General features: G+C 64.5%; 21 protein-coding genes and 2 pseudogenes. 10 read left to right on the top strand and 13 right to left on the bottom strand.

Annotation, left to right across the window (positions count from 1 at the left end; all coding sequences use genetic code 11):
- Window positions 1-9 precede the first annotated feature (9 nt).
- The 6 genes and pseudogenes from yegQ (at window position 10) to AB5975_19095 (ending at window position 5,944) form a co-directional block, all read left to right on the top strand.
- Window positions 10-1,344, top strand: coding sequence for a tRNA 5-hydroxyuridine modification protein YegQ (gene yegQ / locus AB5975_19120; protein XDR18712.1), 1,335 nt, complete (start codon window positions 10-12; stop codon window positions 1,342-1,344).
- Between the two features lie 78 nt (window positions 1,345-1,422).
- On the top strand, window positions 1,423-3,123 hold the full coding sequence (locus tag AB5975_19115) for a copper resistance system multicopper oxidase (GenBank protein XDR18711.1): 1,701 nt from the start codon (window positions 1,423-1,425) through the stop codon (window positions 3,121-3,123).
- Window positions 3,116-3,990: pseudogene (locus AB5975_19110) on the top strand (copper resistance protein B). Before AB5975_19115 ends, AB5975_19110 begins: the two are co-directional and overlap by 8 nt.
- 14 nt (window positions 3,991-4,004) lie before the next feature.
- Window positions 4,005-4,433, top strand: coding sequence for a DUF411 domain-containing protein (locus AB5975_19105; protein ID XDR18710.1), 429 nt, complete (start codon window positions 4,005-4,007; stop codon window positions 4,431-4,433).
- The gene (locus tag AB5975_19100) at window positions 4,433-4,870 is read left to right on the top strand and encodes a YqaA family protein (GenBank protein ID XDR18709.1); all 438 of its coding nucleotides are present in this window, start codon (window positions 4,433-4,435) and stop codon (window positions 4,868-4,870) included. The genes AB5975_19105 and AB5975_19100 overlap by 1 nt, the downstream gene beginning before the upstream one ends.
- A gap of 75 nt (window positions 4,871-4,945) precedes the next feature.
- Entirely contained in the window at window positions 4,946-5,944 is a 999-nt protein-coding gene (locus AB5975_19095; protein ID XDR18708.1) for an alpha/beta fold hydrolase, read from the top strand.
- A gap of 32 nt (window positions 5,945-5,976) precedes the next feature.
- On the opposite strand, the gene zapE is transcribed toward AB5975_19095, so the two are convergent.
- The 5 genes from zapE to AB5975_19070 all read right to left on the bottom strand — a co-directional run bounded on the left by zapE (window position 5,977) and on the right by AB5975_19070 (window position 10,972).
- Window positions 5,977-7,083 (bottom strand): cell division protein ZapE, encoded by a 1,107-nt coding sequence (gene zapE / locus AB5975_19090; protein XDR18707.1) that lies wholly within the window; start codon window positions 7,081-7,083, stop codon window positions 5,977-5,979.
- A 99-nt stretch (window positions 7,084-7,182) separates the two neighbouring features.
- Window positions 7,183-8,334, bottom strand: a complete 1,152-nt coding sequence (locus AB5975_19085) for a PQQ-dependent sugar dehydrogenase (GenBank protein XDR18706.1) — start codon at window positions 8,332-8,334, stop codon at window positions 7,183-7,185.
- 22 nt (window positions 8,335-8,356) lie between these two features.
- Entirely contained in the window at window positions 8,357-8,674 is a 318-nt protein-coding gene (locus AB5975_19080) for a hypothetical protein (protein ID XDR18705.1), read from the bottom strand.
- Between the two features lie 227 nt (window positions 8,675-8,901).
- On the bottom strand, window positions 8,902-9,867 hold the full coding sequence (gene speB / locus AB5975_19075; GenBank protein ID XDR18704.1) for an agmatinase: 966 nt from the start codon (window positions 9,865-9,867) through the stop codon (window positions 8,902-8,904).
- 25 nt (window positions 9,868-9,892) lie between these two features.
- Window positions 9,893-10,972 carry a polyamine ABC transporter substrate-binding protein gene (locus tag AB5975_19070; GenBank protein XDR18703.1) on the bottom strand — a complete coding sequence of 360 codons (1,080 nt, stop codon included), beginning with the start codon at window positions 10,970-10,972 and terminating at the stop codon, window positions 9,893-9,895.
- 102 nt (window positions 10,973-11,074) lie between these two features.
- On the opposite strand from AB5975_19070, the gene AB5975_19065 reads away from it, so the two are divergent.
- The gene (locus AB5975_19065; protein XDR18702.1) at window positions 11,075-11,965 is read left to right on the top strand and encodes a LysR family transcriptional regulator; all 891 of its coding nucleotides are present in this window, start codon (window positions 11,075-11,077) and stop codon (window positions 11,963-11,965) included.
- A gap of 40 nt (window positions 11,966-12,005) precedes the next feature.
- Here the strand turns inward: AB5975_19065 and AB5975_19060 are convergent, their stop codons facing one another.
- Both AB5975_19060 and AB5975_19055 read right to left on the bottom strand, forming a co-directional pair.
- Window positions 12,006-14,432, bottom strand: coding sequence for a TonB-dependent receptor (locus tag AB5975_19060; GenBank protein XDR18701.1), 2,427 nt, complete (start codon window positions 14,430-14,432; stop codon window positions 12,006-12,008).
- Window positions 14,433-14,579: 147 nt separating this feature from the next.
- Window positions 14,580-15,704 carry a sigma-70 family RNA polymerase sigma factor gene (locus AB5975_19055; protein ID XDR18700.1) on the bottom strand — a complete coding sequence of 375 codons (1,125 nt, stop codon included), beginning with the start codon at window positions 15,702-15,704 and terminating at the stop codon, window positions 14,580-14,582.
- Between the two features lie 135 nt (window positions 15,705-15,839).
- Between AB5975_19055 and AB5975_19050 the strand changes: the two are divergent.
- A pseudogene (locus AB5975_19050) lies at window positions 15,840-16,321 on the top strand (LEA type 2 family protein).
- A gap of 18 nt (window positions 16,322-16,339) precedes the next feature.
- On the opposite strand, the gene AB5975_19045 reads toward AB5975_19050, so the two are convergent.
- Window positions 16,340-16,603, bottom strand: coding sequence for a hypothetical protein (locus AB5975_19045; protein XDR18699.1), 264 nt, complete (start codon window positions 16,601-16,603; stop codon window positions 16,340-16,342).
- A gap of 128 nt (window positions 16,604-16,731) precedes the next feature.
- On the opposite strand from AB5975_19045, the gene AB5975_19040 reads away from it, so the two are divergent.
- Window positions 16,732-17,052, top strand: a complete 321-nt coding sequence (locus AB5975_19040; GenBank protein XDR22996.1) for a YqjD family protein — start codon at window positions 16,732-16,734, stop codon at window positions 17,050-17,052.
- Between the two features lie 22 nt (window positions 17,053-17,074).
- Here AB5975_19040 and AB5975_19035 read toward each other — a convergent pair whose 3' ends face one another.
- The gene (locus AB5975_19035; GenBank protein XDR18698.1) at window positions 17,075-17,692 is read right to left on the bottom strand and encodes a tRNA-(ms[2]io[6]A)-hydroxylase; all 618 of its coding nucleotides are present in this window, start codon (window positions 17,690-17,692) and stop codon (window positions 17,075-17,077) included.
- 152 nt (window positions 17,693-17,844) lie between these two features.
- Here AB5975_19035 and AB5975_19030 point away from each other — a divergent pair, with 152 nt between their 5' ends.
- Window positions 17,845-18,708, top strand: a complete 864-nt coding sequence (locus AB5975_19030; protein XDR18697.1) for a universal stress protein — start codon at window positions 17,845-17,847, stop codon at window positions 18,706-18,708.
- A 160-nt stretch (window positions 18,709-18,868) separates the two neighbouring features.
- On the opposite strand, the gene AB5975_19025 is transcribed toward AB5975_19030, so the two are convergent.
- Genes AB5975_19025 through AB5975_19010 form a run of 4 tightly spaced genes read right to left on the bottom strand, consistent with a single transcriptional unit; the run spans window position 18,869 to window position 23,983 of the window.
- Window positions 18,869-19,072, bottom strand: a complete 204-nt coding sequence (locus tag AB5975_19025) for a formate dehydrogenase subunit delta (GenBank protein ID XDR18696.1) — start codon at window positions 19,070-19,072, stop codon at window positions 18,869-18,871.
- Window positions 19,069-21,951 (bottom strand): formate dehydrogenase subunit alpha, encoded by a 2,883-nt coding sequence (gene fdhF, locus AB5975_19020; protein XDR18695.1) that lies wholly within the window; start codon window positions 21,949-21,951, stop codon window positions 19,069-19,071. The genes AB5975_19025 and fdhF overlap by 4 nt, the downstream gene beginning before the upstream one ends.
- Complete coding sequence (locus AB5975_19015; protein XDR18694.1) at window positions 21,948-23,507, bottom strand: formate dehydrogenase beta subunit; 1,560 nt, start codon at window positions 23,505-23,507, stop codon at window positions 21,948-21,950. Before AB5975_19015 ends, fdhF begins: the two co-directional genes overlap by 4 nt.
- Window positions 23,501-23,983: a formate dehydrogenase subunit gamma gene (locus tag AB5975_19010; protein XDR18693.1), complete on the bottom strand. Its 483-nt coding sequence runs from the start codon at window positions 23,981-23,983 to the stop codon at window positions 23,501-23,503. The genes AB5975_19015 and AB5975_19010 overlap by 7 nt, the downstream gene beginning before the upstream one ends.
- Window positions 23,984-24,041: the final 58 nt, after the last annotated feature.

The raw sequence follows: 24,041 nt of genomic DNA, 5'->3' as shown, positions 1-24,041 counted from the left end.
GGTGCGCACATGAACCCTACCGCCAAGCCCGAATTGCTGGCCCCCGCCGGCACCCTCAAGACCATGCGCTACGCCTTTGCCTACGGCGCCGACGCGGTCTACGCCGGCCAGCCGCGCTACAGCTTGCGAGTGCGTAACAACGAATTCGACCACGCCAACCTGGCGCTGGGCATCCAGGAGGCACACGCCCTGGGCAAGCGCTTCTACGTGGTGGTCAACATCGCCCCGCACAATGCCAAGCTCAAGACATTCCTCAAGGACCTGGCGCCCGTGATCGAGATGGCGCCAGACGCGCTGATCATGTCCGACCCCGGCCTGATCATGCTGGTGCGCCAGCACTTCCCGCAGATGCCGGTACACCTGTCGGTGCAGGCCAACACAGTCAACTGGGCCAGTGTGCAATTCTGGCAGCAACTGGGCCTGAGCCGGGTGATCCTGTCACGGGAGCTGTCGCTGGAAGAGATCGAAGAAATTCGCCAGCAGGTGCCGGACATGGAGCTGGAGGTGTTCGTCCACGGCGCCCTGTGCATGGCCTACTCCGGCCGCTGCCTGCTGTCGGGCTACCTCAATAAGCGTGACGCCAACCAGGGCACCTGCACCAACGCCTGCCGCTGGAAGTACGACGCCACGCCCGCCACCGAGAACGCCACCGGCGATATCGTGCGCGAAGTGCAGCCCACCCTGGGCCTGGGCGCCCCTACCGAGCAGGTATTCCTGCTGCAGGAAAGCAACCGCCCTGGCACTGAAATGCCGGCGTTCGAAGATGAACACGGCACCTACATCATGAATGCCAAGGACCTGCGCGCCATCCAGCACGTCGAGCGCCTGGCCGGGATGGGCGTGCATTCGTTGAAAATCGAGGGCCGCACCAAATCGCACTTCTACTGTGCCCGCGCAGTGCAGTCGTATCGCCAGGCGATCGACGACGCGGTGGCCGGGCGGCCATTCGACCGCGCCCTGATGGGCAACCTCGAATCGCTCGCACAACGCGGCTACACCGAAGGCTTCCTGCGCCGCCACGTGCACGACGAGTACCAAAACTACCAGCGCGGCAATTCCGTGTCCGAGCGTCAGCAGTTCGTTGGCGAGTTGACCGGCGTGCGCGTCGACGGCCTGGCCGAGGTCAAGGTGAAAAACCGCTTCGCCGTGGGCGACCACCTGGAGTTGATGACCCCGCGCGGCAATTACCACTTCGACCTGCACCGCCTGTGCGACCGCCAGCAGCAGGCCATCGAGGTGGCGCCGGGCGATGGCCATGTGGTGTATCTGCCGATCCCGGAGCAGGTAACCCTCGACTACGGCCTGCTGATGCGCGACCTCGGCGCTGACGAGGCCGCAAGCTGACAGCGCTGTAATGTGCACCTCAGCTGCCTGACAGGCGGCGGCAGCGAACATCGTGGCTCTCCCGCATGAGGCCACGCCATGTTGCGCAACCCCTCCCGCCGTACCTTCGTCAAAGGCCTGGGCGCCGCCAGCACACTGGCGGGCCTGGGGCTGTGGCGCCCGCTGGCCCAGGCCGCCGAAGGCCGTGACCTGGCCGGCCAGCACTTCGAGCTGTTCATCGGCCAGACGCCGGTGAACATCACTGGCCGCCCGCGCACCGCATTGACCATCAACAACAGCCTGCCCGGCCCTCTGCTGCGCTGGCGCGAAGGCGACACCGTGACCCTGCGCGTGCGCAACCGCCTGGCACAGGACACCTCGATCCATTGGCACGGCATCATCCTGCCGGCCAACATGGACGGCGTACCTGGCCTGAGCTTCGCCGGCATCGAGCCCGGCGGCGACTACCGGTACCAGTTCACCCTGCGCCAAAGCGGCACCTACTGGTACCACAGCCATTCGGGGCTGCAGGAACAGGCCGGGGTATACGGGGCGATCGTGATCGAACCACGCGAGCCCGAAGCGCATCGCTACCAGCGCGACCATGTGCTGCTGTTCAGCGACTGGTCCGACCAGGCGCCGGAGCAATTGATGGCCACGCTGAAGAAACAGTCCGACGCGTACAACTACCACAAGCGCACCGTCGGCGACTTCATCGACGACGTTGCCGATAAGGGCTGGAGCCCGACCGTCGCCGAGCGCACGGCCTGGGCACGCATGCGCATGAGCCCCACCGACCTGGCGGATATCAGCGCCGCCACCTACACCTACCTGCTCAACGGCCAGCCGCCGGAGGGCAACTTCACCTGCCTGTTCCAGCCGGGCGAGACCGTGCGTCTACGGCTGATCAACGCTTCGGCCATGACCTATTTCGACTTCCGCATCCCTGGGCTTAAGCTGACGGTGATCGCCGCCGACGGCTTGCCGGTGACGCCGGTGAGCGTGGACGAACTGCGCATTGCCGTGGCCGAGACCTACGACGTGCTGGTGACCGTGGGCGACCAACCTGCCTACACCCTGTTCGCCCAGAGCATGGACCGCACCGGCTTCGCCCGCGGCACCCTGGCTCGCGCCGCCGGGCTACAGGCGCCAGTGCCTGCACCCGACCCGCGCCCGGTCTTGAGCATGGATGACATGGGCCACGGTGGCATGGGCGCCATGGCCAGCATGGACCACAGCAACATGGCCGGCATGGACCACGCCGCCATGTCGGCCATGCAGCAACACCCGGCCAGCGAAACCGACAACCCGCTCGTGGACATGCAGACCATGGCCCCACGCGCCAACCTGGCCGACCCTGGTATCGGCCTGCGCAACAATGGCCGCCGCGTACTCACCTATGCCGACCTGCGCAGCCCCTACCCCGACCCCGACGGCCGCACGCCATCAAGAGACATCGAGCTGCACCTGACCGGCCACATGGAGCGCTTCGCCTGGTCGTTCGACGGCATCAAGTTCAGTGATGCCGAGCCGTTGCGCCTGACCTACGGCGAGCGGTCCCGCATCACCCTGGTCAACGACACCATGATGACCCACCCCATCCACTTGCACGGCATGTGGAGCGACCTGGAAGACGAGCACGGCCAGTTCCTGGTGCGCAAGCACACCCTCGACATCCCGCCCGGCAGCCGCCGTTCCTACCGGGTGACCGCCGATGCGTTGGGCCGCTGGGCCTATCACTGCCACCTGCTCTACCACATGGAGACCGGCATGTTCCGCGAGGTACGCGTCGATGAATGACACCCGCAAAAGCATCATGGCTGGCGTGACGCTGCTGACCTTGCTCGCCAGCGAACGGGCGACGGCCGCTGGCATGGCACACATGAACCACGCCAGCATGGAGCACGGCACCATGAACCATGAAAGCATGGGCCATGGCCAGGCAACCCCCAGCCAGCCTCGCACGCCGCTGCCAGCCATCACCGACGCCGACCGCCGCGCCGCCTTCCCACCTTTGCCCGGGCACCAGGTGCATGACAGGGCGCTGAACTGGGCGGTGGTCGTGGACAACTCGAATACCAGAACTTCGAGAGCAGCAGTGCCCTGAACTGGAATGCCACCGCCTGGGTCGGCGGCGATATCGACCGCCTGTGGCTACGCAGTGAAGGCGAGCGCGAACAGGGCAAGACCCACAAGGCCGAGCTGCAGGCACTGTGGGGCCATGCGGTGAGCCCGTGGTGGGAGCTGGTGGCCGGCGTGCGCCAGGACTTCAAGCCAGCCAGCGGCCAGGCTTGGGCCGCCTTCGGTATCCAGGGCACGCCATTGTACGGCCTGGAGCTGCAAGCCACCGCTTATGCCGGCGAGCGGCAACAGACCGCGCTGCGCCTGGAAGCCGCTTACGCTATGCTGCTGACCAACCGCTGGATACTGGAACCGACCCTGGAAGCCAACCTCTACGGCCGCAATGACGCCGGGCGCGAGCAAGGCGCGGGGCTGGCCGACAGCGAAGTGGGCCTGCGCCTGCGCTACGAAATCACGCGCGGCTTCGCCCCCTACGTCGGGGTCAGTTTCAACCGCCTGCACGGCACGCGTGCCGACCAGGCCCGCGAAGACGGCGAAGACCAAGGCCAGACCCGCCTGGTCGCCGGTATCCGCCTGCGTTTCTAAAGGAGTGCTTCACCATGCTGCGCAAACACCTGCTGACCCTGGGCCTGCTGGCCGTCACCGGCCTGGCCCAGGCCGCCGAGACCATCGACGTCTACCGCGACCCCAACTGCGGCTGCTGCAAGGCCTGGATCAGCCACCTGCGGGACAACGGCTTCACCGTCAACGACCACGTCGAGCCGAACATGAGCGCGGTCAAGCAACGTCTGGGCGTGGCGCCACGGCTGGCGTCGTGCCATACCGGGGTGATCGACGGCAAGTTCGTCGAAGGCCACGTACCGGCCGAGCAGGTACGCCTGCTGACCAAGCGCAGCGACCTCAAGGGCCTGGCCGTGCCGGGCATGCCCATGGGCTCGCCGGGCATGGAAATGGGTGACCACAAGGATGCCTACCAGGTTATCGGTGTGACCCAGGAGGGCCAGGACACCGTTGTAGCCAACTACTGATGCTCAGCCTGTGGGCGCTGTTCCTCAGCGCCTTTGGCGCCGCCACCCTGCTACCGCTGCAATCGGAGGCCGTACTGGTCGGCCTATTGCTGCGCCAGCCCGAGGCCTGGGCGACGCTGCTGCTGGTCGCCACCCTGGGCAATGTGTTGGGTTCGGTAGTCAACTGGCTGCTGGGGCGGGCCATTGAACACCTGCGTGACAAGCGTTGGTTCCCGTTCAGTGCTGCCCAGTTGGAGCGTGCGCAGCAGCGCTACCAGCGCTGGGGGCAATGGTCACTGCTGCTCAGCTGGATGCCGGTGATCGGCGACCCGCTGACGCTGATCGCCGGGATCATGCGTGAGCCGTTCTGGCGCTTTTTGTTGCTGGTGACCCTGGCCAAGGCCGGCCGCTATGCGGTGCTGGCCATGATTACCCTGGGCTGGTTTCACGGCTGGTAACACCTTTCACGTTTCCGGCCCGCGCCTGGCTGCTAAAGTCGCCCATTCCTACATGGCCCTACACGGAGTGCCCACATGCTGCGCGCAACCGCCCTGGCTCTGGCCTGCCTGGCCGGCAGTTCGGCCATCGCCGCCGAGTCGCCCACCTACGGCCCACAACTGCAAGGGTTCAACTACCCACACCCCCTCAAGCATTTCGACTTCAAGTCTCAGGGCCAGGCCCTGCAGATGGGCTACATGGACGTGCCCGCCCAGGGCCAGGCCAACGGCCACAGCGTGGTACTGATGCACGGCAAGAACTTTTGCGCCGCCACCTGGGAAACCACCATCGACGCCCTGAGCAAGGCCGGCTACCGGGTCATCGCCCCCGATCAGGTCGGCTTCTGTACATCGAGCAAACCGGCGCATTACCAGTACAGCTTCCAGCAACTGGCGGACAATACCCATGCCCTGCTCGAACAGCTCGGCGTGAAGCGAACCACCGTGCTCGGCCACTCCACCGGCGGGATGCTCGCCACCCGCTACGCGCTGATGTACCCACAGCAAGTTGAACGCCTTGCCATGGTCAACCCGATCGGCCTGGAAGACTGGAAAGCCCTGGGCGTGCCCTACCGCACCGTGGACCAGTGGTATGCCCGCGAGCTCAAGCTGGATGCCGAGGGGGTGCGCGAATATGAGCGCAAGACCTACTACGCCGGCCGCTGGAAGCCGGAATACGAGCGTTGGGTACAGATGCTGGTGGGCCTGAACAAAGGGCCGGGGCATGAAGCCGTGGCGTGGAATTCGGCGCTGATCTACGACATGATCTTCACCCAGCCGGTGTACCACGAGTTCAGCGACCTGCAGATGCCGACCTTGCTACTGATAGGCGACAAGGACACCACGGCCATCGGCAGCGATATCGCGCCGCCGGAAGTAAAGGCGAAGCTGGGCAAGTATGCAGAGCTGGGGCCACAGGTGGCCAAGCTGATCCCCAAAGGTGAACTGATCACCTTCGAAGGCATGGGGCATGCACCGCAGATCGAGGAGCCGGTGCGGTTCAACCGTACCTTGGTTGAGTGGCTGAACAAGTAAGCCCGTAGTCGGGTGCATGCTTGGGCGCCTTTTCAGGCAAAGCGTTGCAGTTGCATCTCCCGAAGCCGGCTCAGGGTTCGTTGGTACGGAAAGGCCAAGTACCCTTGGGTGTAGAGGGCATCGAGCGGCACCTGTGCTTCCAGGTACAAGGCCACACGGCGGTCGTAGCATTCGTCGACCAGGGCAATGAAGCGGCGTACCGCGTCATCCTTGGGTGACAGTGCCGGCAGTTCACGGTCGCCTGCCACCACCCGCGCCGCGCCATCCTCGGTGCCGCGGGCAATACGCCCCGCCCGCTGCTCACCACCCAGCGCCGGTATGCCGGATAGCAAAATCGCGGGAAATTGATCGCACAAGGCCATGAACTCCATGGCCGCCAAAGGTTGTTCGCACAGATCGGCGAAGCGGCACCAGATAGCCTGCCCACTGCGCCGCACCACTTGAACCTGCCTGGAGCCGATCACCAATGGCCGATCAGTGCCGCTGTCTTCCGGGCTAAGCTGGCAGAACACCCCGCCCAACTGGCTGGCCTGCCCCGCCTCCGCTACCCAGTAGCGCTGCCGCTCTGCACCGGGGTGCAGACGGTGGTCCTGCTCGCCCGTCACCGGCAGTACCTGCATGTGCCGCTGGATGGCGGCAATAGCCGGCAGGAACCGCTCGCGGTTGAAGCCATCGCGGTAGAGCTGCTCGGGTGGCTGGTTGGAAGTGGCGACAATCACCACACCCTGGTCGAACAGAACCTGAAACAGGCGGCCGAGGATGATCGCATCACCGATGTCGTTGACGAACAGTTCATCGAAGCACAGCACACGGATCTGCCCGGCCAAGTCCCGAGCCAGGGCCAGAAGCGGGTCGGCAGTGCCGTTAAGCTGAAACAGGCGCTGATGGACCCAGGCCATGAAGTGGTGGAAGTGCTGGCGCCGGCTGGGTAGGCGCAGACAGCGGTGGAACTGATCCATCAGCCAGGTCTTGCCCCGGCCCACCGGCCCCCAGAGGTAGATACCCTGGGTGGGGCGGCCTTGCTCGACGGCCTGGAAGCAAGCTTGCAGGGCCTCGACGGCGCGGGCCTGGGCGGGGTCGGCGACAAAGCCCTGGGTGTTCAGGGCTTGCTGGTAGCAGGATTGGGGGTCGGTAGCCATGCCGCATTCTACACAGCGGGTGCAGAGCACACATTGTGGGTGCAACTGTTGTGTATGAAACTCCAGAGCTGGCACTGACCGCCCCCACAAGAGAGCGCGTCAGGCGTCGCCGTCCAAGCCCACCTTCAGCAACGCCCCATCCTTGTCATCGGTCAGTACATACAGGTACCCATCCGGCCCCACCCGCACATCGCGAATACGCGCCTTCAAGTCACCCAGCAAACGCTCCTCATGCACCACCTTGTCCCCCTTCAGCTGCAAGCGGATGAGTTCCTGAGTGGCCAACGCACCAATGAACAGGTTGTGGTCCCAGGCCTTGAACGTCGGGCTGTCGTAGAACGCCATGCCGCTGATACCGGGTGACTTTTCCCACACATGGTGCGGGTCGACCATGCCGTCGACGTGCTTGCCCTTGGCCTCGGGGATCGGCAGCAGCGAGTAGTTGATGCCATGGGTCGCAATCGGCCAGCCGTAGTTCTTGCCGGGTTCGGGTATGTTGATTTCGTCGCCGCCACGCGGGCCGTGCTCGTGGGTCCACAGCTTGCCGGTCCAAGGGTTGAGCGCGGCGCCTTGCTGGTTGCGGTGGCCGTACGACCAGATCTCCGGCCGCACATTGCTCTTGCCGACAAAGGGGTTGTCCTTGGGCACTTCGCCGTCCGGCAAGATGCGCACGATCTTGCCTTGCAGCTTGTCCAGGTCTTGGGCAGTGGGGCGCTGGTTGTTCTCGCCCAAGGCAATGAACAGGTAGCCGTTGCGGTCGAATACCAGGCGCGAGCCGAAGTGGTTACCCACCGACAGCTTGGGCTGCTGGCGGAAAACCACCGTGAAGTTCTCCAACCGGGCACGGTCTTCAGACAGCTGGCCACGGCCCACGGCGGTACCGGCCTTGCCATCACTGCCCTCCTCGGCGTACGACAGGTACACGGTGCGGTCCTTGCCGAACTCCGGCGACAGCACTACGTCCAGCAAGCCGCCCTGGCCTTCGGCCCAGACCTTGGGTACGCCACTGATCGGCGGGCCAACCTTGCCCTCGGCATTGACCAGCCGCAGGTTGCCGGTGCGTTCGGTCACCAGCATGTCCTTGCCGCCCGGCAGAAACGCCAGTGCCCAAGGGTTGCGCAGGCCATCGGCAACGGTGCTGACGGTCAAGGTGCCTTCTTCACTGCGAAACTGCTGTTCCGCCGCTGCCTGCGCCAGCAAGGGCAGCAACGCGGCGGCAGTCAGGGTGGCAAGCCAGGGTGCTCGAAGCATGCAGGATTCCTTTCAATCGGGCTTATGGCGCACGCGGATTGTCGCGCGGTGGCCGGGTGGGTTCCAGGTTCGGGGTTTGCTGCTGGCGGCGCAGGTTGTCGCCGTTGCCGATGCCGCGGTTGTCCAGCGTGGGGGTACGCTGGTACGGGTCGGTGGACGGGCCGCGCACCGGTGGCGTGGCCGGCATGCTGCCCTGGCGGCTGTTGGGGTTGGCGCGCTGGATCGGGCTGTTGTAGGGGTTGTTGTTGCCGGCGGCGAGCTGCAAAGGCTGCTGCAGGGCTGCGTGCGCGGGCAGGCACAAAGCCAGGCCGAGGGCCAGGATGGGCAATGTCGGGGTCATGCTTCACCTCCTGTACGAAAATGCCGCGCCTGGTCGGTTTGATAGCCTAAGGCGCGAAGGGTTCGCGGCAAAAGTGTGAATATGGATGGAGATGATTCCTGATGTTTCAGTATGCGCCCATGGGGCTGCATTGCAGCCCATCGCGACGCAAGGACGCTCCTACAGGGGGCACGCGCTCGCTTCTAGCAGCGGCCTAGCATCGCGATGGGCCGCAACGCGGCTCCAAGTTACTGGCCCTTATCCACTTTATGCCGGGCGGCATACAGACACAGCATCTCCATCGCCAGCGTCGCCCCCGCCAGCGCCGTGATATCGGCATGGTCATAAGCCGGCGCCACTTCCACCAGGTCCATGCCCACCAGGTTGATACCGCGCAGCCCACCCAGGATCTCCAGCGCCTGCACCGTGCTCAGCCCGCCACACACCGGCGTACCGGTGCCAGGCGCATAGGCCGGGTCGAGGCAGTCGATGTCGAAGGTCAGGTACACCGGGCGCTCGCCCACCCGCTGACGAATCGCTGCAATCACCGCCTCGGTGCCTTGGCGGTGCACCTGTCGGGCGTCGAGAATGGCAAAGCCCTGGCTGTCGTCATTGGTGGTGCGCAGGCCGATCTGCAACGAGTGAGCCGGGTCCACCAGGCCTTCGCGGGCGGCATGCCAGAACATGGTGCCGTGGTCGATGCGCTTGCCCTCCTCGTCCGGCCAGGTATCACTGTGGGCATCGAAGTGAATCAGCGCCAGCGGGCCATGGCGGCGGGCGTGAGCCTTTAGCAGCGGGTAGCTGATGAAGTGGTCGCCACCGAGGGTGAGCATGGCGCAACCCGCCTGCAGGATATGCTCTGCATGGGCCTCGATGCTGTCCGGCACCGACTGCGGCGTGCCGCTGTCGAAGGGGCAGTCACCAAAGTCGATTACCGCCAGGTGGTCGAAGGGGTCGAACGCCCACGGCCAGTGCCGGGCCCAGGCCTGCTGCACCGAAGCGGCGCGGATCGCCCGTGGGCCGAAACGCGCGCCGGGGCGGTTGCTGGTGGCAGTATCGAACGGCACACCGCTGACCACCACATCCACACCCCGCAAATCGCGGCTGTAGCGGCGGCGAGAGAAACTGGTAATACCGGCGTAGGTACTTTCGGCGGCAGTGCCATACAGGCTGTCGCGGGTCATCGCCTGGTCGTTGCTTGCGGCTTGCTCCACGGTCGGGCTCCTTGGTTGTCATGTCTCATTGGCGGCTGCGGAAAGCCGTCCAAAGGCGGTTACGCTGGCGCAAATCGGCCAAGGCCATGCTGCGGTCGGCGAACAGGCGCTGGCGTACCTCGGCGGGTGGGTAGATGTCCGGGTCGTTGCGCACCGCTTCGTCCACCAGTGGTGTGGCGGCTTGGTTGGCATTGGCGAAGAACAGCGTGTTGGTCAGCGCCGCCACCGACTCGGGCTTGAGCATGAAGGCAATGAACGCTCGCGCGGCCTCGGGGTGCGGGGCGTCTTTTGGAATGACCAGGTTGTCCTGCCACACCAGCGTGCCTTCGCGGGGGATGCGGTAGATCAGCTCGAACGGCTTGCCGGCACGGCGGGCCTGGTCGGCGGCCATTGCCGCATCACCGTTATAGGTCAGCGCCAGGCACACGCTGCCATTGGCCAGGTCGCTGATCTGCCGGCCATTGGCGACATAGCTGATCGACGGCTGCAACTGGCTGAGCAGGTTCTGCGCGGCAGCCAGGTCATCCTTGTTCTGGCTGTAAGGGTCTTTGCCCAGGTAGTTCAGGGCAACCCCTATCACTTCCTGTGGCGAATCGGGCATGGCAATGCCGCAGTCCTTCAGACGGCTGGCGTACTCGGGCTTGAACAGCAGGTCGAGGCTGTCGAGCGGCACATCGCCCAGGCGCTGGCGCACGGCCTCCACATTCACCCCAAGGCCCAGCGTTCCCCAGGTGTACGGCACGGCATGGCGGTTGCCGGGGTCGGCCTCGGCGAGCTTGGCCAGCAGGTCCTTGTCGAGATTGCTGTAGCCGGGCATGGCCTGAGGATCGAGCGGTTGCAGGGCATTGGCCTTGAGCGCCCTGGCCAGCACGGTAGCTGACGGCACCACCACGTCGTAACCGCTACCACCGGTCAGCAGCTTGGTTTCCAGCACTTCAGTGGTGTCGAAGGTGTCGTAGCGCACCTTGTAGCCGGTTTCTCGCTCGAAGCGCTGAAGGGTTTGCGGGGCAACGTAGTCGGCCCAGCTATAGAGGTTCACGACCTTTTCTTGCGCCTGTAACGGCAAGGCCAGGACCAGGGACAACAAGCACAACGATCGACGCATGGCGGACACCTCGGCTAATGGGTGGATGCCGCGAGCATGCCAGCCGGGTTACATTGCAGAAATGGCAAGTTTGCAAAGCTGACATTCACCAGGACCAATGTAATGCTCGGACAATTGCACGACCCCGATCTGCACCTGCTGCGGCTGTTCGTCACTGTAGTCCAGGCCGGTGGCTTCAGCGCCGCGCAAGGCGTGCTGGGCCTGAGCCAGCCCACCATAAGCCAGCGCATGGCACAGCTGGAGGCTCGCCTGGGTTACCGTCTGTGCAGCCGTGGCAAGGGTGGTTTTCGCCTGACGGACAAAGGTGAATTGTTATTGGAGGCGGCGCGTGGCCTGCTGCTGAACATCGAGCAGTTCCGCCAGCAGGCCAACGGCGTTGCTGGGCGGTTGCTGGGCAACGTGCGCATCGGTCTGGCGGAAAACCAGGACAAGGCAGTCAGCCTGAAGCTGGCGGCGGCCATTGCGGCGTTTCGCAAGCGAGAGGAATCGGTGCAATTGGAGCTGATCAGTGCACCGCCAGCGGAGCTTGAGCGGTTGTTGCTGGAGCAGCGGCTGGACTGTGCCATCAGCTACTTTTCCGGCAACCAGGCGGCCTTTGATTACCAGCCATTGTTCGAGGAGAGGCAACGGCTGTATTGCGGCAAAGGGCATGTGCTGTTCGGCGAGTCGGGGGTTGGGCTTGAGCGGCTGCTGGACATGGACCAGGTGCGCCATCCGTACCGTTTTCTCAAAGGCGGTGAGCCGTTCCAGAGCCAGCGCAGCATGGCGGTGGCGGAGCAGATCGAGAGCGTGCTGACGTTCATTCTGTCGGGGCGGCATATCGGCTACCTGCCATGCCACTGCGCGCAGGACTGGGAGGCCGAGGGGTTATTGTGGGCGCTGGACCCAGGGCTGGATTTCGTGGTGCCGTTTACCCTGGCCCGGCACCGGGCACAGGGGGTTGGTGAAGCACAGCAGGCGTTTGCGCAGGACTTGCTGGCAGCATTTGCCTGAACCGGCCCGCGCCCACAGAGGCCAGTTCAGGCTGCAACACTCAGTAAGCCATGCTCCAGGTCAGCGTGTAGGTGCGCCCACGCCCTTGGTAGTCATACAGGTACGCTGGCCCGTAGGTCGGTGAATAGAAGAGCGTCGCACGCTGCCCCCAGACCGTGCTGTACTGCTTGTCCAGCAGGTTCTGGATGCCGGCACTGAAGGTACCGAAACCGGTGTCCTGGCTGCCAAGCAAGTCGAAGGTGGTGTAGCCGTCGATCTCGTGGTCGGCATCGTCCTTCAGGCTGAAAGCATGGTTGGCCTGCAACCGCGCGCTGCGGCCATCGCCCTTCCAGCCGACGAACGCGGTGGCCTTGGACAGCGAAGCATAGCGGGCATCACGCTTGATCCAGCCACCGTCTGCAGCCTCTTCTTCGGAGCGGGTCAGGTGCAAGGTGCCGCCGGTTTCCCAACCGGCCTGGAAGTGCCGGGTCAGCGCACCTTCAAAGCCAAAGTCGCGGCTCTTCTGCTCTTCCACGTTGATGGTCAGCGTTTGCGAATCGACGTTGATGATCTTGTCCGACCAGATGTAGTACAGCGCTGCCTGGGCATCCCAGCCCAGGTCGGCATAGCGCCAGCCCAGCTCCACCTGGCGGCTCTTGATGCCAGCCAGCGGGTTGTCGGCCACGCTCAGGCTCGGCTTGCCGTAGTACTTGGCTGGGTCCGGCAGGTCGAAGCCTTCGCCATAGTTGGTCCACACCTGGTGGCCGTTCTTGAAATCGTAGATGGCACCGACGTTGAACAGGTTCACCTGGTAGTCGTTGCTGCCGCCCGGTACGCCCTTGAAGTCGCTGACATCCACGTCCATCTGCTGGCGACGAGCGCCGCCCGAGAACGTCAGGTTGTCGGTGGCGTGCCAGTCCAGCTGGGCATACACCGACACACCATCGACCCGATAGCTGGGGTAACGCGCCGCCTTGCTGTCCTTTTCCATCTCCAGGCCGCCCGACTCGGACGAAGTCAGGGCATTGAAGGTGGTCTGCTCGGCGTTGAACCGCTCGCGGTCCAGGTCGACGCCGTAGGTCAGCTTCAGCGTGTCCCATTGCTTGGCGAACAGCCCCTTGAGGCTGGTGACCTCGAAGTTCTGCTGCGAGGCAGCAAAGTACACCCCGCGCGAACCGGTGGGCGTGGCACGGTTGTAGTACGGGAACGGGTAGAAGTTGTCGTCTTCCTTGCGGTACGAGGCTTGCAGGTAGAAATCCTGGCCCAGCACGTCGTTGTGGTGGTAATTGGCGTTCAGCAACAAGCGTCGGGTACGCGGCTCCAGGTCCGACGAATAACCGCTGCGCAGCTCGGCGTCTTCCAGGTCTGACGGCGCGTTGTAGTTGAGGTTGGGGAAGTAGATACCCGTGCTGCCGTGGTTGCCCGAGTCGTAGTACTGGGCCAACAGGTCGAGGCTCTGCTGGTCGTTCAACTGCAGGCCCAAGGTACCGAGCACATCGATGGTGCGGTTGTACTGCAGGTCGGTCTGGGTGTTGTCGATGAAGATCTGGTCGCCTGCACCATCGTAAAAGGCTTCGTTCTGCTCACCGGAGATACCCAGCCGGGCATTGACCCGCTCGTTGCCGCCGCTGATCGACTGGGCGAAGCGAGTGGCCAGGTCGTCGCTGTTGTTGAAGCCGCTGCTGGCGCCCAGCTGGGTCTCGAACCGCGCCGGGCCGGGCTCGCCCTTCTTGGTCACGATGTTGATGATGCCGCCGGTGGCGCCACCGCCGTAGATGGCGCTGGCACCCGACAACACTTCGACGCGCTCGACGTTGAACGGCGAAATGCTGTCGAACTGGCGCGACAGGCCGCGCGAGCTGTTCTGGCTGACCCCGTCGATCATCACCAGCACGTTGCGCCCGCGCATGTTCTGGCCGTAGTTGGTGCGCCCTTCCGGCGCCAGGTCGAGGCCCGGCACCAGCTTGCCGATGGCTTCCTTCAGGCTGACACCGCTGTCGATCTGCTCGCGCAACTGCTGCTGCTCGACCACCCAGACGGTGCCGGGGATTTCGCTGATTGCGGTGCTGGTGCGCGAGGCCACGCTGACTTCGATCGGCTTGAGGTTGACCGCCTGCGGCGCGGCCTCGGTTTTACGCAGGGTGACCGTACGGGCATCGCTGAACTGCCAACTCATGCCGCTGCCGGCCAGCAGCTGCTGCAGGGCCTGCTCGACACTGTAGCTGCCCTGCAACGCCGGGCTGGCCTGATCTGCGACATCACCAGTGGTGAACAACAGGTGCAGGCCAGCCTGATCGGCGAAAGTGGTCAGGGCCTGGCCCAACGGTTGGGCTGGCACGTCGAGCTGAACCTGGCGAGCCTGCATCTGGGTCTGTTCGGTGGTCGTCGCGGCCCACACATGCAGCGGACCGACCAGCATGGCCAGGGCACTGCAGGACATCAGGGCGTGGTGAAGAGAACCGCGACGGCGGTGCAAGGGCTTGAGCATCAGAGGCACGTATGAGCTTCCTGACAAGTCGTAAATGAGAATGGGTTGCTGATCAGTCCCACTACGACGATCTGGCTTGCACGAACTTGCAGTGCCAAATGGAAAATATTTTTATTTCTGTAGTGCGACGAGGTCGCTGCAGGCCGATCAATACACCACGGCCAACCACGGCAGGTAGGTAACCTTCAGGCCATATCGCTGCTCAAGCGTCCGCAACAGGGCCTCAGGCTCATCCAGATCAAATACCCCGCTCACCTCCATCGCTGCCAGCTTGCTGTCGGACAGCACAATGCGCCCATGGCGGTATCGCTCAAGCTCCTCCAGTACCTGCCCCAGCGGCTTGCCGTTGAAGATCAGCTTGCCGCGCTGCCAGGCCATTTGCATGCCGGCATCGGCCGCTACCGCCAGTTCGCGTTGACCTACCTTGGCCTCACCGTGCGCCAACACCACGTGGCCATCGCGGCGCACGCTGAAGGTCGCGGCAGTGCCCTGCACCCGCTCACCGGCGGTATCGACCACAAACGGCCGTGAATCAGCAGCGGTCTCGAACAATGCTTCACCGGCATCAAGCACCACACGCCGCTCATGCTCACTGAAAACGACGCTCATGGCACTGGCGCTGTTCAGCGTCACCCGCGTGCCATCAGCCAACGTAATGATCTGCCGCTCGCCGACAGCAGTGTGGTAATCCGCCAGCAGCATCGGCGCCTGCCGCCAACCCGCCACGGCGGCGACCAGCACCACCACGGACGCCGCCACACCCGCCTGCTTAAGCCAACCGCGGCAATGGCGCAGCGCCTGGCCGATGTACTTCGCCACCATGCTCTCGGAAACGCCCAGGCGTTGAGCGATCTGCTTCTGGGTCAGGCCTTCGACGCGGTTGAGCAACAGCGCCCGGCGGGCGTTGTCGGGCAGTTGCAACAGCGCCTGGTCAAGAATCCGCAGGCGCTCGCGGGCCAGCAATGCCGCCTCGGGCGCCGGTGCCGGGCAGGCCACCTCACAGGCGCCGTCACTGTCGTCGTGGCTGGCGGCGATGCGCTTCTCGCGGCGCAAGGCATCGATTGCCAGGTTGCCGGCCACGCGAAAGATGAAACTGCGCGCATGCAACACCGGCACCGCCTGCTCGTCGATGTTCACCAGTTTCAGATAGGTTTCCTGCGCCACGTCGGCGGCGCGCTGGCGGTCGCTCATGCGCCGGGTCAGGAACTGCAACAGGTCGTCGTAGTGCTCCTGGAAAGTCGCCAGCAGGCCCGACACGGGTGACGTCAGCATGGGTTTGGAAACTGCCAGTAAGATGAGTTATCGGACGTTAATGAGAAACAGTATCTTTCATCTGCGAGGATACTTTCAACGCCGACGCGCATTTGCCACACTGACCGTTCGCTCACTTTGGCAAGGTCGCCCTCAATGACTGCCCGCCTGCACCACTGTATCCGCCTGTTTCTCGTCCTGCTGATGGCGTATGGCCTAGGAGCCTGCGCCCTGTTCCAGCCACGCGACCCGGTCAACATCAGCGTGATCGGCATCGAGCCACTGCCCGGCCAGGAGCTGGAGCTGCGCATGGCGGTGAAAATGCGGGTACAGAACCCCAACGAGGCGCCGATCGATTACAACGGTGTCGCCATCAACCTGGAAGTCAACGGCCAGCCGCTAGCGGCCGGGTCAGCGACCAGCAGGGCCATATTGGCCGATATGACGAAGCGGTAATCGTGGTGCCCGTCAGCATCACGGCGTTTTCCTTCCTGCGCCAGGCCTATGGGCTGGGCAAGGTAGAGTCGCTGCAGGGTTTGCCCTACACGCTGCGCGGCAAGCTGGCCGGCGGGCCGCTGGGCACCGTGCGCTTTACCGACGAGGGCAAGCTGGACCTGCCCAAGGGCGCTTACTGGTAAACGCCCGGTGGGGTGTGCTCAGCGGTTGGCGCTGGCCGCGGCCATCAGCTTGTTGACTTCGCTGCGCACCATGCTGGCGTACTCGGGCGGCGTCATGGCGTCCAGTTCGGCGCGTACCCACTCGGCCCACTTGCCCTTGCGCCGTGGCTTTTCGGCAATCAGCCGGGCCGCATCGCCCTTGGCCTTGCCCAGGTTGTTCTGCCACATCTCGAACAGCCGAGCCTTCTCTGCCTCGATCTGCGCCCGTTCCTCGAAGCTCATGTTGGCCAGATTGAAACTCATGAAGGTACCTGCAGGTTTGAAAATGGCCGCTATCTTACACCCAGGCAACGCAACATCGGAAAGCCGCCGCAACTTTCCCGACGTGGCGGTATCCATTGTTCACACCCCCCATCGACGAGGACGAGTTCATGGCCCGGAAAAACGCCACGCTGGCGGACAGCGATCAGATCAAGGACCAGGTATTCAGCGAACTGCAATCGCTGATCGAAGAATCGGAAAAACTGCTGAACGACAGTGCCGCCCTGGTGGGCGAAGAAGCAGAATCCCTGCGGGCGCAGGTCAGCCTCAAACTGAAACAGGCGCGCCAGGCCGCAGGCAATGTGCGGGACAAGGCGCAACCGGTGGTGGACGCCACTCAGGATTATATTGGCGGCCACCCCTGGCAGACCGTGGCCATTTCCGCCGGCCTCGGCCTGGTGATCGGCCTGTTGCTGGGCCGGCGCGACTGAACCCAGGGCCGCCTGCTGCGACTCAGGCGGCTAGTGCCTGCGGTATACCGCTGTGGAAGCGCAGTTCCTGGTCCGGTGACTGGATCAGTTCCATTTCCGCAGCGCGCACCAGTTCCACGCGGCGGGCGATGTCCGCCTCATCGCCGTAGTTGTGCGCCAGTTTCAGGTAGCCCTGGTAGTGGCGCGCTTCACTTTTCAACAAACCGTGGTAGAAGCGGCCCAGTTCTTCATCCAGGTGCGGCACCAGCGCAGCGAAGCGCTCACAGCTGCGCGCCTCGATGAACGCCCCCACCACCAGCGTATCCACCAGTTTCACTGGCTCGTGGGCACGCACCAGGCGGCGCAGCCCCGACGCATAGCGCCCCGCCGACACAGGGCGCAGCGGCACACCACGGCGCTTCATCAGGCGCAGCACCTGCTCATGGTGCACCAGCTCCTCGCGGGCCAGGCGCGACATCATGTTGATCAGATCAAGGTGCGTGTTGTATTTGGCCATCAGGCTCAAGGCCGTGCTGGCGGCCTTGAACTCGCAGTTCTTGTGGTCGATCAGCAGGGTTTCCTGGTCGGCGAGCGCCGCTTCGATCCAGGCATCTGGCGTCGGGCAACCAAGAAAAGCGTCGATTTCGGGGATCAGGGACATAAACGTGCAACCACAGGAACAGGCAGAGGCGGCGATTATACCGACGGCGGCGGGTGGCGCCAGTGACTATGCTTGACGTATATCAAGCGCCAGCGGGGGAAGCGCCGACTATAGTCAGGCATTGGTCGCCACCTTTGAGGGAGTTCACGCCCATGCAAGCCGTCCGCAGCATCCTCGTCGTCCTCGACCCTGAGCACGCCCACAGCCGGGCGCTGACCCGGGCCAAGCTGATCGCTGGCGTCACTGGCGCACGCCTGCACCTGCTGATGTGCGACAAACGGCATGATCACAGTGCACTACTGAGCCTGTTGAGCAGCCAGTTGCATGATGACGGGTACGACAACATCACCCACGAAGAGGCCTGGCGCGACAACCTGCACGACACCATCATCTATGTGCAGCAGGCCGAGGGCTGCGAGTTGGTGATCAAGGAACACCGCCCGGACAACCCGCTGAAGAAGGCCCTGCTCACCCCCAGCGACTGGAAGCTGCTGCGCCAGTGCCCGTGCGCTGTGCTGATGGTCAAGAGCGAACGGCCGTGGACCGGGGGCAAGATTCTGGCTGCAGTGGACGTGGGCAACCAGGACGAGGACCACCGCCGCCTGCATGCCAGCATCATCGACCATGGCTTCGAGATTGCCAAACTGGCCAAGGGCGAGCTGCATGTCATCAGCGCCCACCCGTCGCCAATGCTGTCGGCCTCGGACCCGGCATACCAACTGAGCGATACCATCGAAAAACGTTACCGCGAAGCGTGCAAGGCGTTCCAGGCCGAGTACGGCATCAGTGAAGCGTGCCTACACGTGGCCGAAGGGCCGGCGGATGTGCTGATTCCGCATACCGAGAAGGAGCTTGATGCGGTTGTGACGGTGATCGGTACGGTGTGCCGCACGGGGATTTCCGGGGCGTTGATTGGCAATACTTCCGAGGTGGTGCTGGATGCGCTCGAGGGCGATGTGCTGGTGCTCAAGAGCGAAGAAGCCATCGCCCACCAGGCCGAACTGGCCCGCGGCTGACGCAATTGCCACGATTGGCGCGGTCCCTGTAGGAGCGGCCTTGTGTCGCGAAAGGGCCGCAAGGCGGCCCCAGAAATTTATGCATCAAAGCTGAAATCTGGGGCTGCTTCGCGGCCCTTTCGCGACACAAGGCCGCTCCTACAGGGACCGCGCAGGCCCGCTAGGCCATCGCCTCGCGCACCTTCGGGTCCAGGCCCTCCCCTGCGTTGGCCTCGATCCACTCCGCCAGTTGCCGGCGCATGGCCGGCGTCCAGAAGCTTTGCAAATGCTGCCGCACCCCCTGCACCGCCAGCGCCCGGTTTGGCTCACTGTCGAAGTAATGGGCAATCTGGTTGGCCATCTTGACCAGGTTGTCACTGCTCATCGGCGCACCTCGGCTTTTTCCGCTGTGCGGCGCTCTATCAGCAGCCGCCGCTGTTCATCACTGAAGTCCTGGTAGCGCTTTTGCCATTGTGATGGCTGGAACACTTTCACCACTTCCACAGCCGTCACCTTGTACTCGGGGCAGTTGGTGGCCCAGTCGGAGTTGTCGGTGGTGATCACGTTCGCCCCCGATTCAGGGAAGTGGAACGTGGTGTACACCACGCCCGGCGCCACCCGTGCGCTGACCTTGGCACGCAGCACGGTCTGCCCGGCGCGGCTGCCGATTCCCACCCAGTCACCGTCCTGAATGCCACGGCTTTCGGCGTCGGTTGGGTGGATCTCCAAACGGTCGGCGTCATGCCAGGCGACGTTGCCGGTACGCCGGGTCTGAGCCCCGACGTTGTACTGGCTGAGGATGCGCCCGGTGGTCAGCAGCAGCGGATAGCGGTTGTTGACCTTTTCGTCGGTGGGCACGTAGCCGGTAAGCATGAAGCGGCCCTTGCCACGCACGAACTGGTCGATGTGCATGGTCGGTGTGCCATCGGGTGCAGCATCGTTGCATGGCCATTGCAGGCTGCCATGGCGGTCGATCTCGGCGTAGCTTACCCGGCGGAAGGTCGGCGTCAGGCGAGCGATCTCGTCCATGATCTCGGACGGGTGGCGGTAGTTCATCGGGTAGCCCAGGGCGTTGGCCAGGGCCACGGTGGCTTCCCAGTCGGCCTTGCCGGCCAGCGGCTCCATGACCTTGCGCACCCGCGAAATGCGCCGCTCGGCATTGGTGAAAGTGCCGTCCTTTTCCAGGAATGAACTGCCCGGCAGGAAAACATGGGCGAACTTGGCGGTTTCGTTGAGGAAAATATCCTGCACCACCACGCACTCCATGGCGTGCAAGGCTGCCGTGACGTGCTGGGTGTTAGGGTCGCTCTGGGCGATGTCCTCACCCTGGCAGTACAACGCTTTGAAGCTGCCGTCCAACGCAGCCTCGAACATGTTGGGAATGCGCAGACCAGGGTCGGGCTGCAGGGTCACGCCCCAGGCTCGTTCGAACTCGGCGCGCACGCCCTCGTTGGAGATATGCCGGTAGCCGGGCAGCTCGTGGGGGAACGAACCCATGTCGCACGAACCCTGCACGTTGTTCTGCCCGCGCAACGGGTTCACCCCTACCCCCTCGCGGCCGATATTGCCGGTGGCCATGGCCAGGTTGGCGATGCCCATCACCGCAGTACTACCCTGGCTGTGCTCGGTCACGCCCAAGCCGTAATAGATGGCTGCGTTGCCGCCGGTGGCATACAACCGCGCAGCGGCGCGGATCTGCTCGGCAGGCACACCACAGACCGGGCCGAGCACCTCGGGGGCGTTGTCTGCCAGGCTGACGAAGTCGCGCCAGCGGGCGAAGTCTTCGGTTTCGCAGCGGGCATCGATGAAGCGTTGAGCCAGCAGGCCCTCGGTGACTATCACGTGGGCCAGGGCGTTGAGCATGGCCACGTTGGTGCCTGGGCGCAGTTGCAGATGCAGCTCGGCACGGGCGTGCGGCGAGTCGACCAGGTCGATACGCCGTGGGTCGATCACGATCAGCCGAGCCCCCTGGCGCAAGCGACGCTTGAGTTGCGAACCAAACACCGGGTGAGCATCGGTGGGGTTGGCGCCGATCACCAGCACCACGTCGGCCTGCATCACCGAATCGAAGCTTTGCGTGCCCGCCGATTCACCCAGGGTCTGCTTCAGGCCATAGCCAGTGGGCGAATGGCACACCCGCGCGCAGGTATCGACGTTGTTGTTGCCGAATGCCGTGCGCACCAATTTCTGCACCAGGTAGGCTTCTTCGTTGGTGCAGCGGCTGGAGGTGATGCCGCCAATGGCGTCGCGCCCGTACTTGAGCTGGATGCGGCGGAACTCGCTGGCGGCATAGGTCACCGCCTCGTCCCAGCTCACTTCCTGCCACGGGTCTTCCAGGCGCTTGCGAATCATCGGCTTGGTAATGCGGTCCGGGTGGGTGGCATAACCCCAGGCGAAGCGGCCTTTGACGCAGGCGTGGCCATGGTTGGCGCCGCCGTTCTTGTCCGGGACCATGCGCACCAGCTGGTCGCCCTTCATTTCGGCGCGGAACGAACAGCCAACGCCGCAGTAGGCGCACGTGGTAATGACCGAACGCTCAGGCTGGCCAAGTTGCACCAGGCTCTTTTCCGTCAGGGTCGCAGTCGGGCAGGCCTGCACGCAGGCGCCGCACGACACGCACTCGGAAGTGAGGAAGTCATCACCACCCGCTGCCGCTACCCGCGATTCAAAACCACGCCCGGTAATGGTCAGGGCAAAGGTGCCCTGGATATCCTCGCAGGCGCGCACGCAGCGGCTGCAAACGATGCACTTGCTCGGCTCGTAGTCGAAATACGGGTTGGAAACGTCCTTTTTCTCGGCCAGGTGGTTGGCGCCGTCATAGCCATAGCGCACCTCGCGCAGGCCCACCTGGCCAGCCACGGTCTGCAGCTCGCAGTTACCGTTGGCCGAGCAGGTCAGACAGTCCAGCGGGTGGTCGGAAATGTACAGCTCCATCACGTTGCGGCGCAGGCCGGCCAGGCGCGGGGTTTCGGTACGTACCACCATGCCTTCGCTGACCGGCGTGGTGCAGGACGCCGGGTAGCCGCGCATGCCTTCGATTTCCACCATGCACATGCGGCACGAGCCGAAGGCTTCAAGGCTGTCGGTGGCGCACAGTTTGGGGATGCTGGTGCCGAGCATCGCGGCGGCGCGCATCACCGAGGTGCCGGCGGGCACACTGATGGCGCGGCCGTCGATGCTCAGGCTGACCTGCACGTCGCTGTCACGGGCCGGGGTGCCGAGGTCGCTGTTTTTATCAGAAGCGGGGTCGAAGAAATTGATCACTGCGCGGCCTCCGTGGTGGTCAGCCCAAAATCGGCAGGGAAGTACTTGAGCGCACTGGCCACCGGGTAGGCGGTCATGCCACCCATGGCGCACAGCGAGCCGTACTGCATCGTGTCGCACAGGTCGCGCAGCACCAGCGCCTGGTCGTGGCGTTCAGCGAGGTCGCTGCTGGCGATCAGCCGGTCGACCACTTCCATGCCCCGCGTCGAGCCGATGCGGCATGGGGTGCACTTGCCACAGGACTCCTCGGCGCAGAACTGCAGGGCGAAACGCGCCATGCTGGCCATGTTCAGGGTGTCGTCGGCCACCACTACACCGCCGTGGCCGAGCATCGCGCCCATGGCGGCGAAGGCTTCATAGTCCAGCGGCGTGTCGAAGTGGCTGGGGGGTACCCAGGCACCAAGCGGCCCCCCGACCTGCGCGGCCTTCAGCGGCCGGCCACTGGCCGTGCCACCGCCGTAACCGTCCACCAGTTCGCGCAGGGTCAGGCCGAACGCACGCTCCACCAAGCCACCCTGGCGGATGTTACCGGCCAGCTGGAACGGCATGGTGCCCAGCGAGCGGCCCATGCCGAAATCGCGATAGAACGCCGCGCCCTTGGCCAGAATGATGGGCACCGAAGCCAGGGTAAGCACGTTGTGCACCAGCGTCGGCAAGCCGAACAGGCCTTGCAGCGCGGGCAGTGGGGGCTTGGCGCGGACGATGCCGCGCTTGCCTTCGATGGATTCGAGCAACGCGGTTTCTTCGCCGCAGATATAGGCGCCGGCGCCCACCCGCACTTCCAGGTCGAACGCCAGGCCGCTGCCGGCTACGTCAGTGCCGAGGTACCCCGCATCACGGGCAATGGTGAAGGCCTGGTCAAGCGAGCGGATAGCGTCGGGATATTCCGAGCGTACATAGATGTATCCCTTGTCGGCCCCGACGGCGAGGCCGGCAATGATCATGCCCTCGATCAGCAGGAAGGGGTCGCCCTCCATCAGCATGCGGTCGGCAAAGGTGCCGGAGTCACCCTCGTCAGCGTTGCACACCACGTATTTTTGCCCGGCATCGGCGTCACGCACGGTGCGCCACTTGATGCCAGCCGGGAACGCCGCGCCACCACGGCCACGCAGACCGGAATCGAGTACCGCAGCGACCACGTCGGCACCGTCCAGGGCCACGGCTGCCTCCAGCCCTGCGAAACCGCCGTGGGCGCGGTAGTCATCCAGCGACAACGGGCGGGTGATGCCGGCGCGGGCGAACAACAGGCGCTGCTGGGTCTTGAGGTAAGGTATTTCTTCGACCGCGCCCAGTGCCAGTGAGTGGCCACCAGGATCACCGGCCAGGGCATCGAGCAGGGACGGCACGTCCTGCGGGGTAACCGGGCCGAAGCCCTGGCGCCCTTGCGCACTGTCGCACTCGATCAGCGGCTCCAGCCAGTACAACCCGCGTGAGCTGGTGCGTTGGATGTCCAGAGGCAACTGGCGGCGCTCGGCCTCGCGCTGCAAGGCCTCGACGACCTGATCGGCACCCACGGCGCGGGCGACCGAATCGCAGGGAATGTACAGGGTCAGCATGCAGCGTCCTCCCGGCAACCATTGACCAGGGCGCGCAGGCGCTCGGGGGTGAGGCGCGCGTGCACTTGGCCGTCCAGCTCCAGCGCCGGCGAGCAGGCACAGGCGCCCAGGCAATACACCGGCCGAAGGCTGATGGCGCCGTCGGCGCTGGTGCCATGATCGTCCAGTGCCAGCTGTTCACGCAGCTGCGCGGCCAGGGCCTCGGCGCCACGGCTCTGGCACGACTCGGCGCGGCACAGGCGCAGAGTATGACGGGCAGGCGGCGCGGTGCGGAAATCGTGGTAGAAGCTGATCACCCCGCGCACCTCGGCCAGGCTAAGGTTCAGGGCATGAGCGATTTCGGGGACAGCCGCATCGGGGATGTAACCGATGTCGTGCTGGATGGCATGCAGGATCGGCAACAGGGCCCCCGGGGTGGCCTTGTCGCGGGCCAGAATGCGCTGGATATCGGGCAGGTGGAGCAATTCATCAGGCATACAGCGGACCTCGGCATCACGGACCCTGCCTGAATGATTGTGAGGGCAGGTGTCCGGC

The sequence above is a fragment of the Pseudomonas putida genome (assembly GCA_041071465.1).
Lineage (GTDB): Bacteria > Pseudomonadota > Gammaproteobacteria > Pseudomonadales > Pseudomonadaceae > Aquipseudomonas > Aquipseudomonas putida_P.
This window is presented reverse-complemented; position numbering and strand designations above follow the sequence as displayed.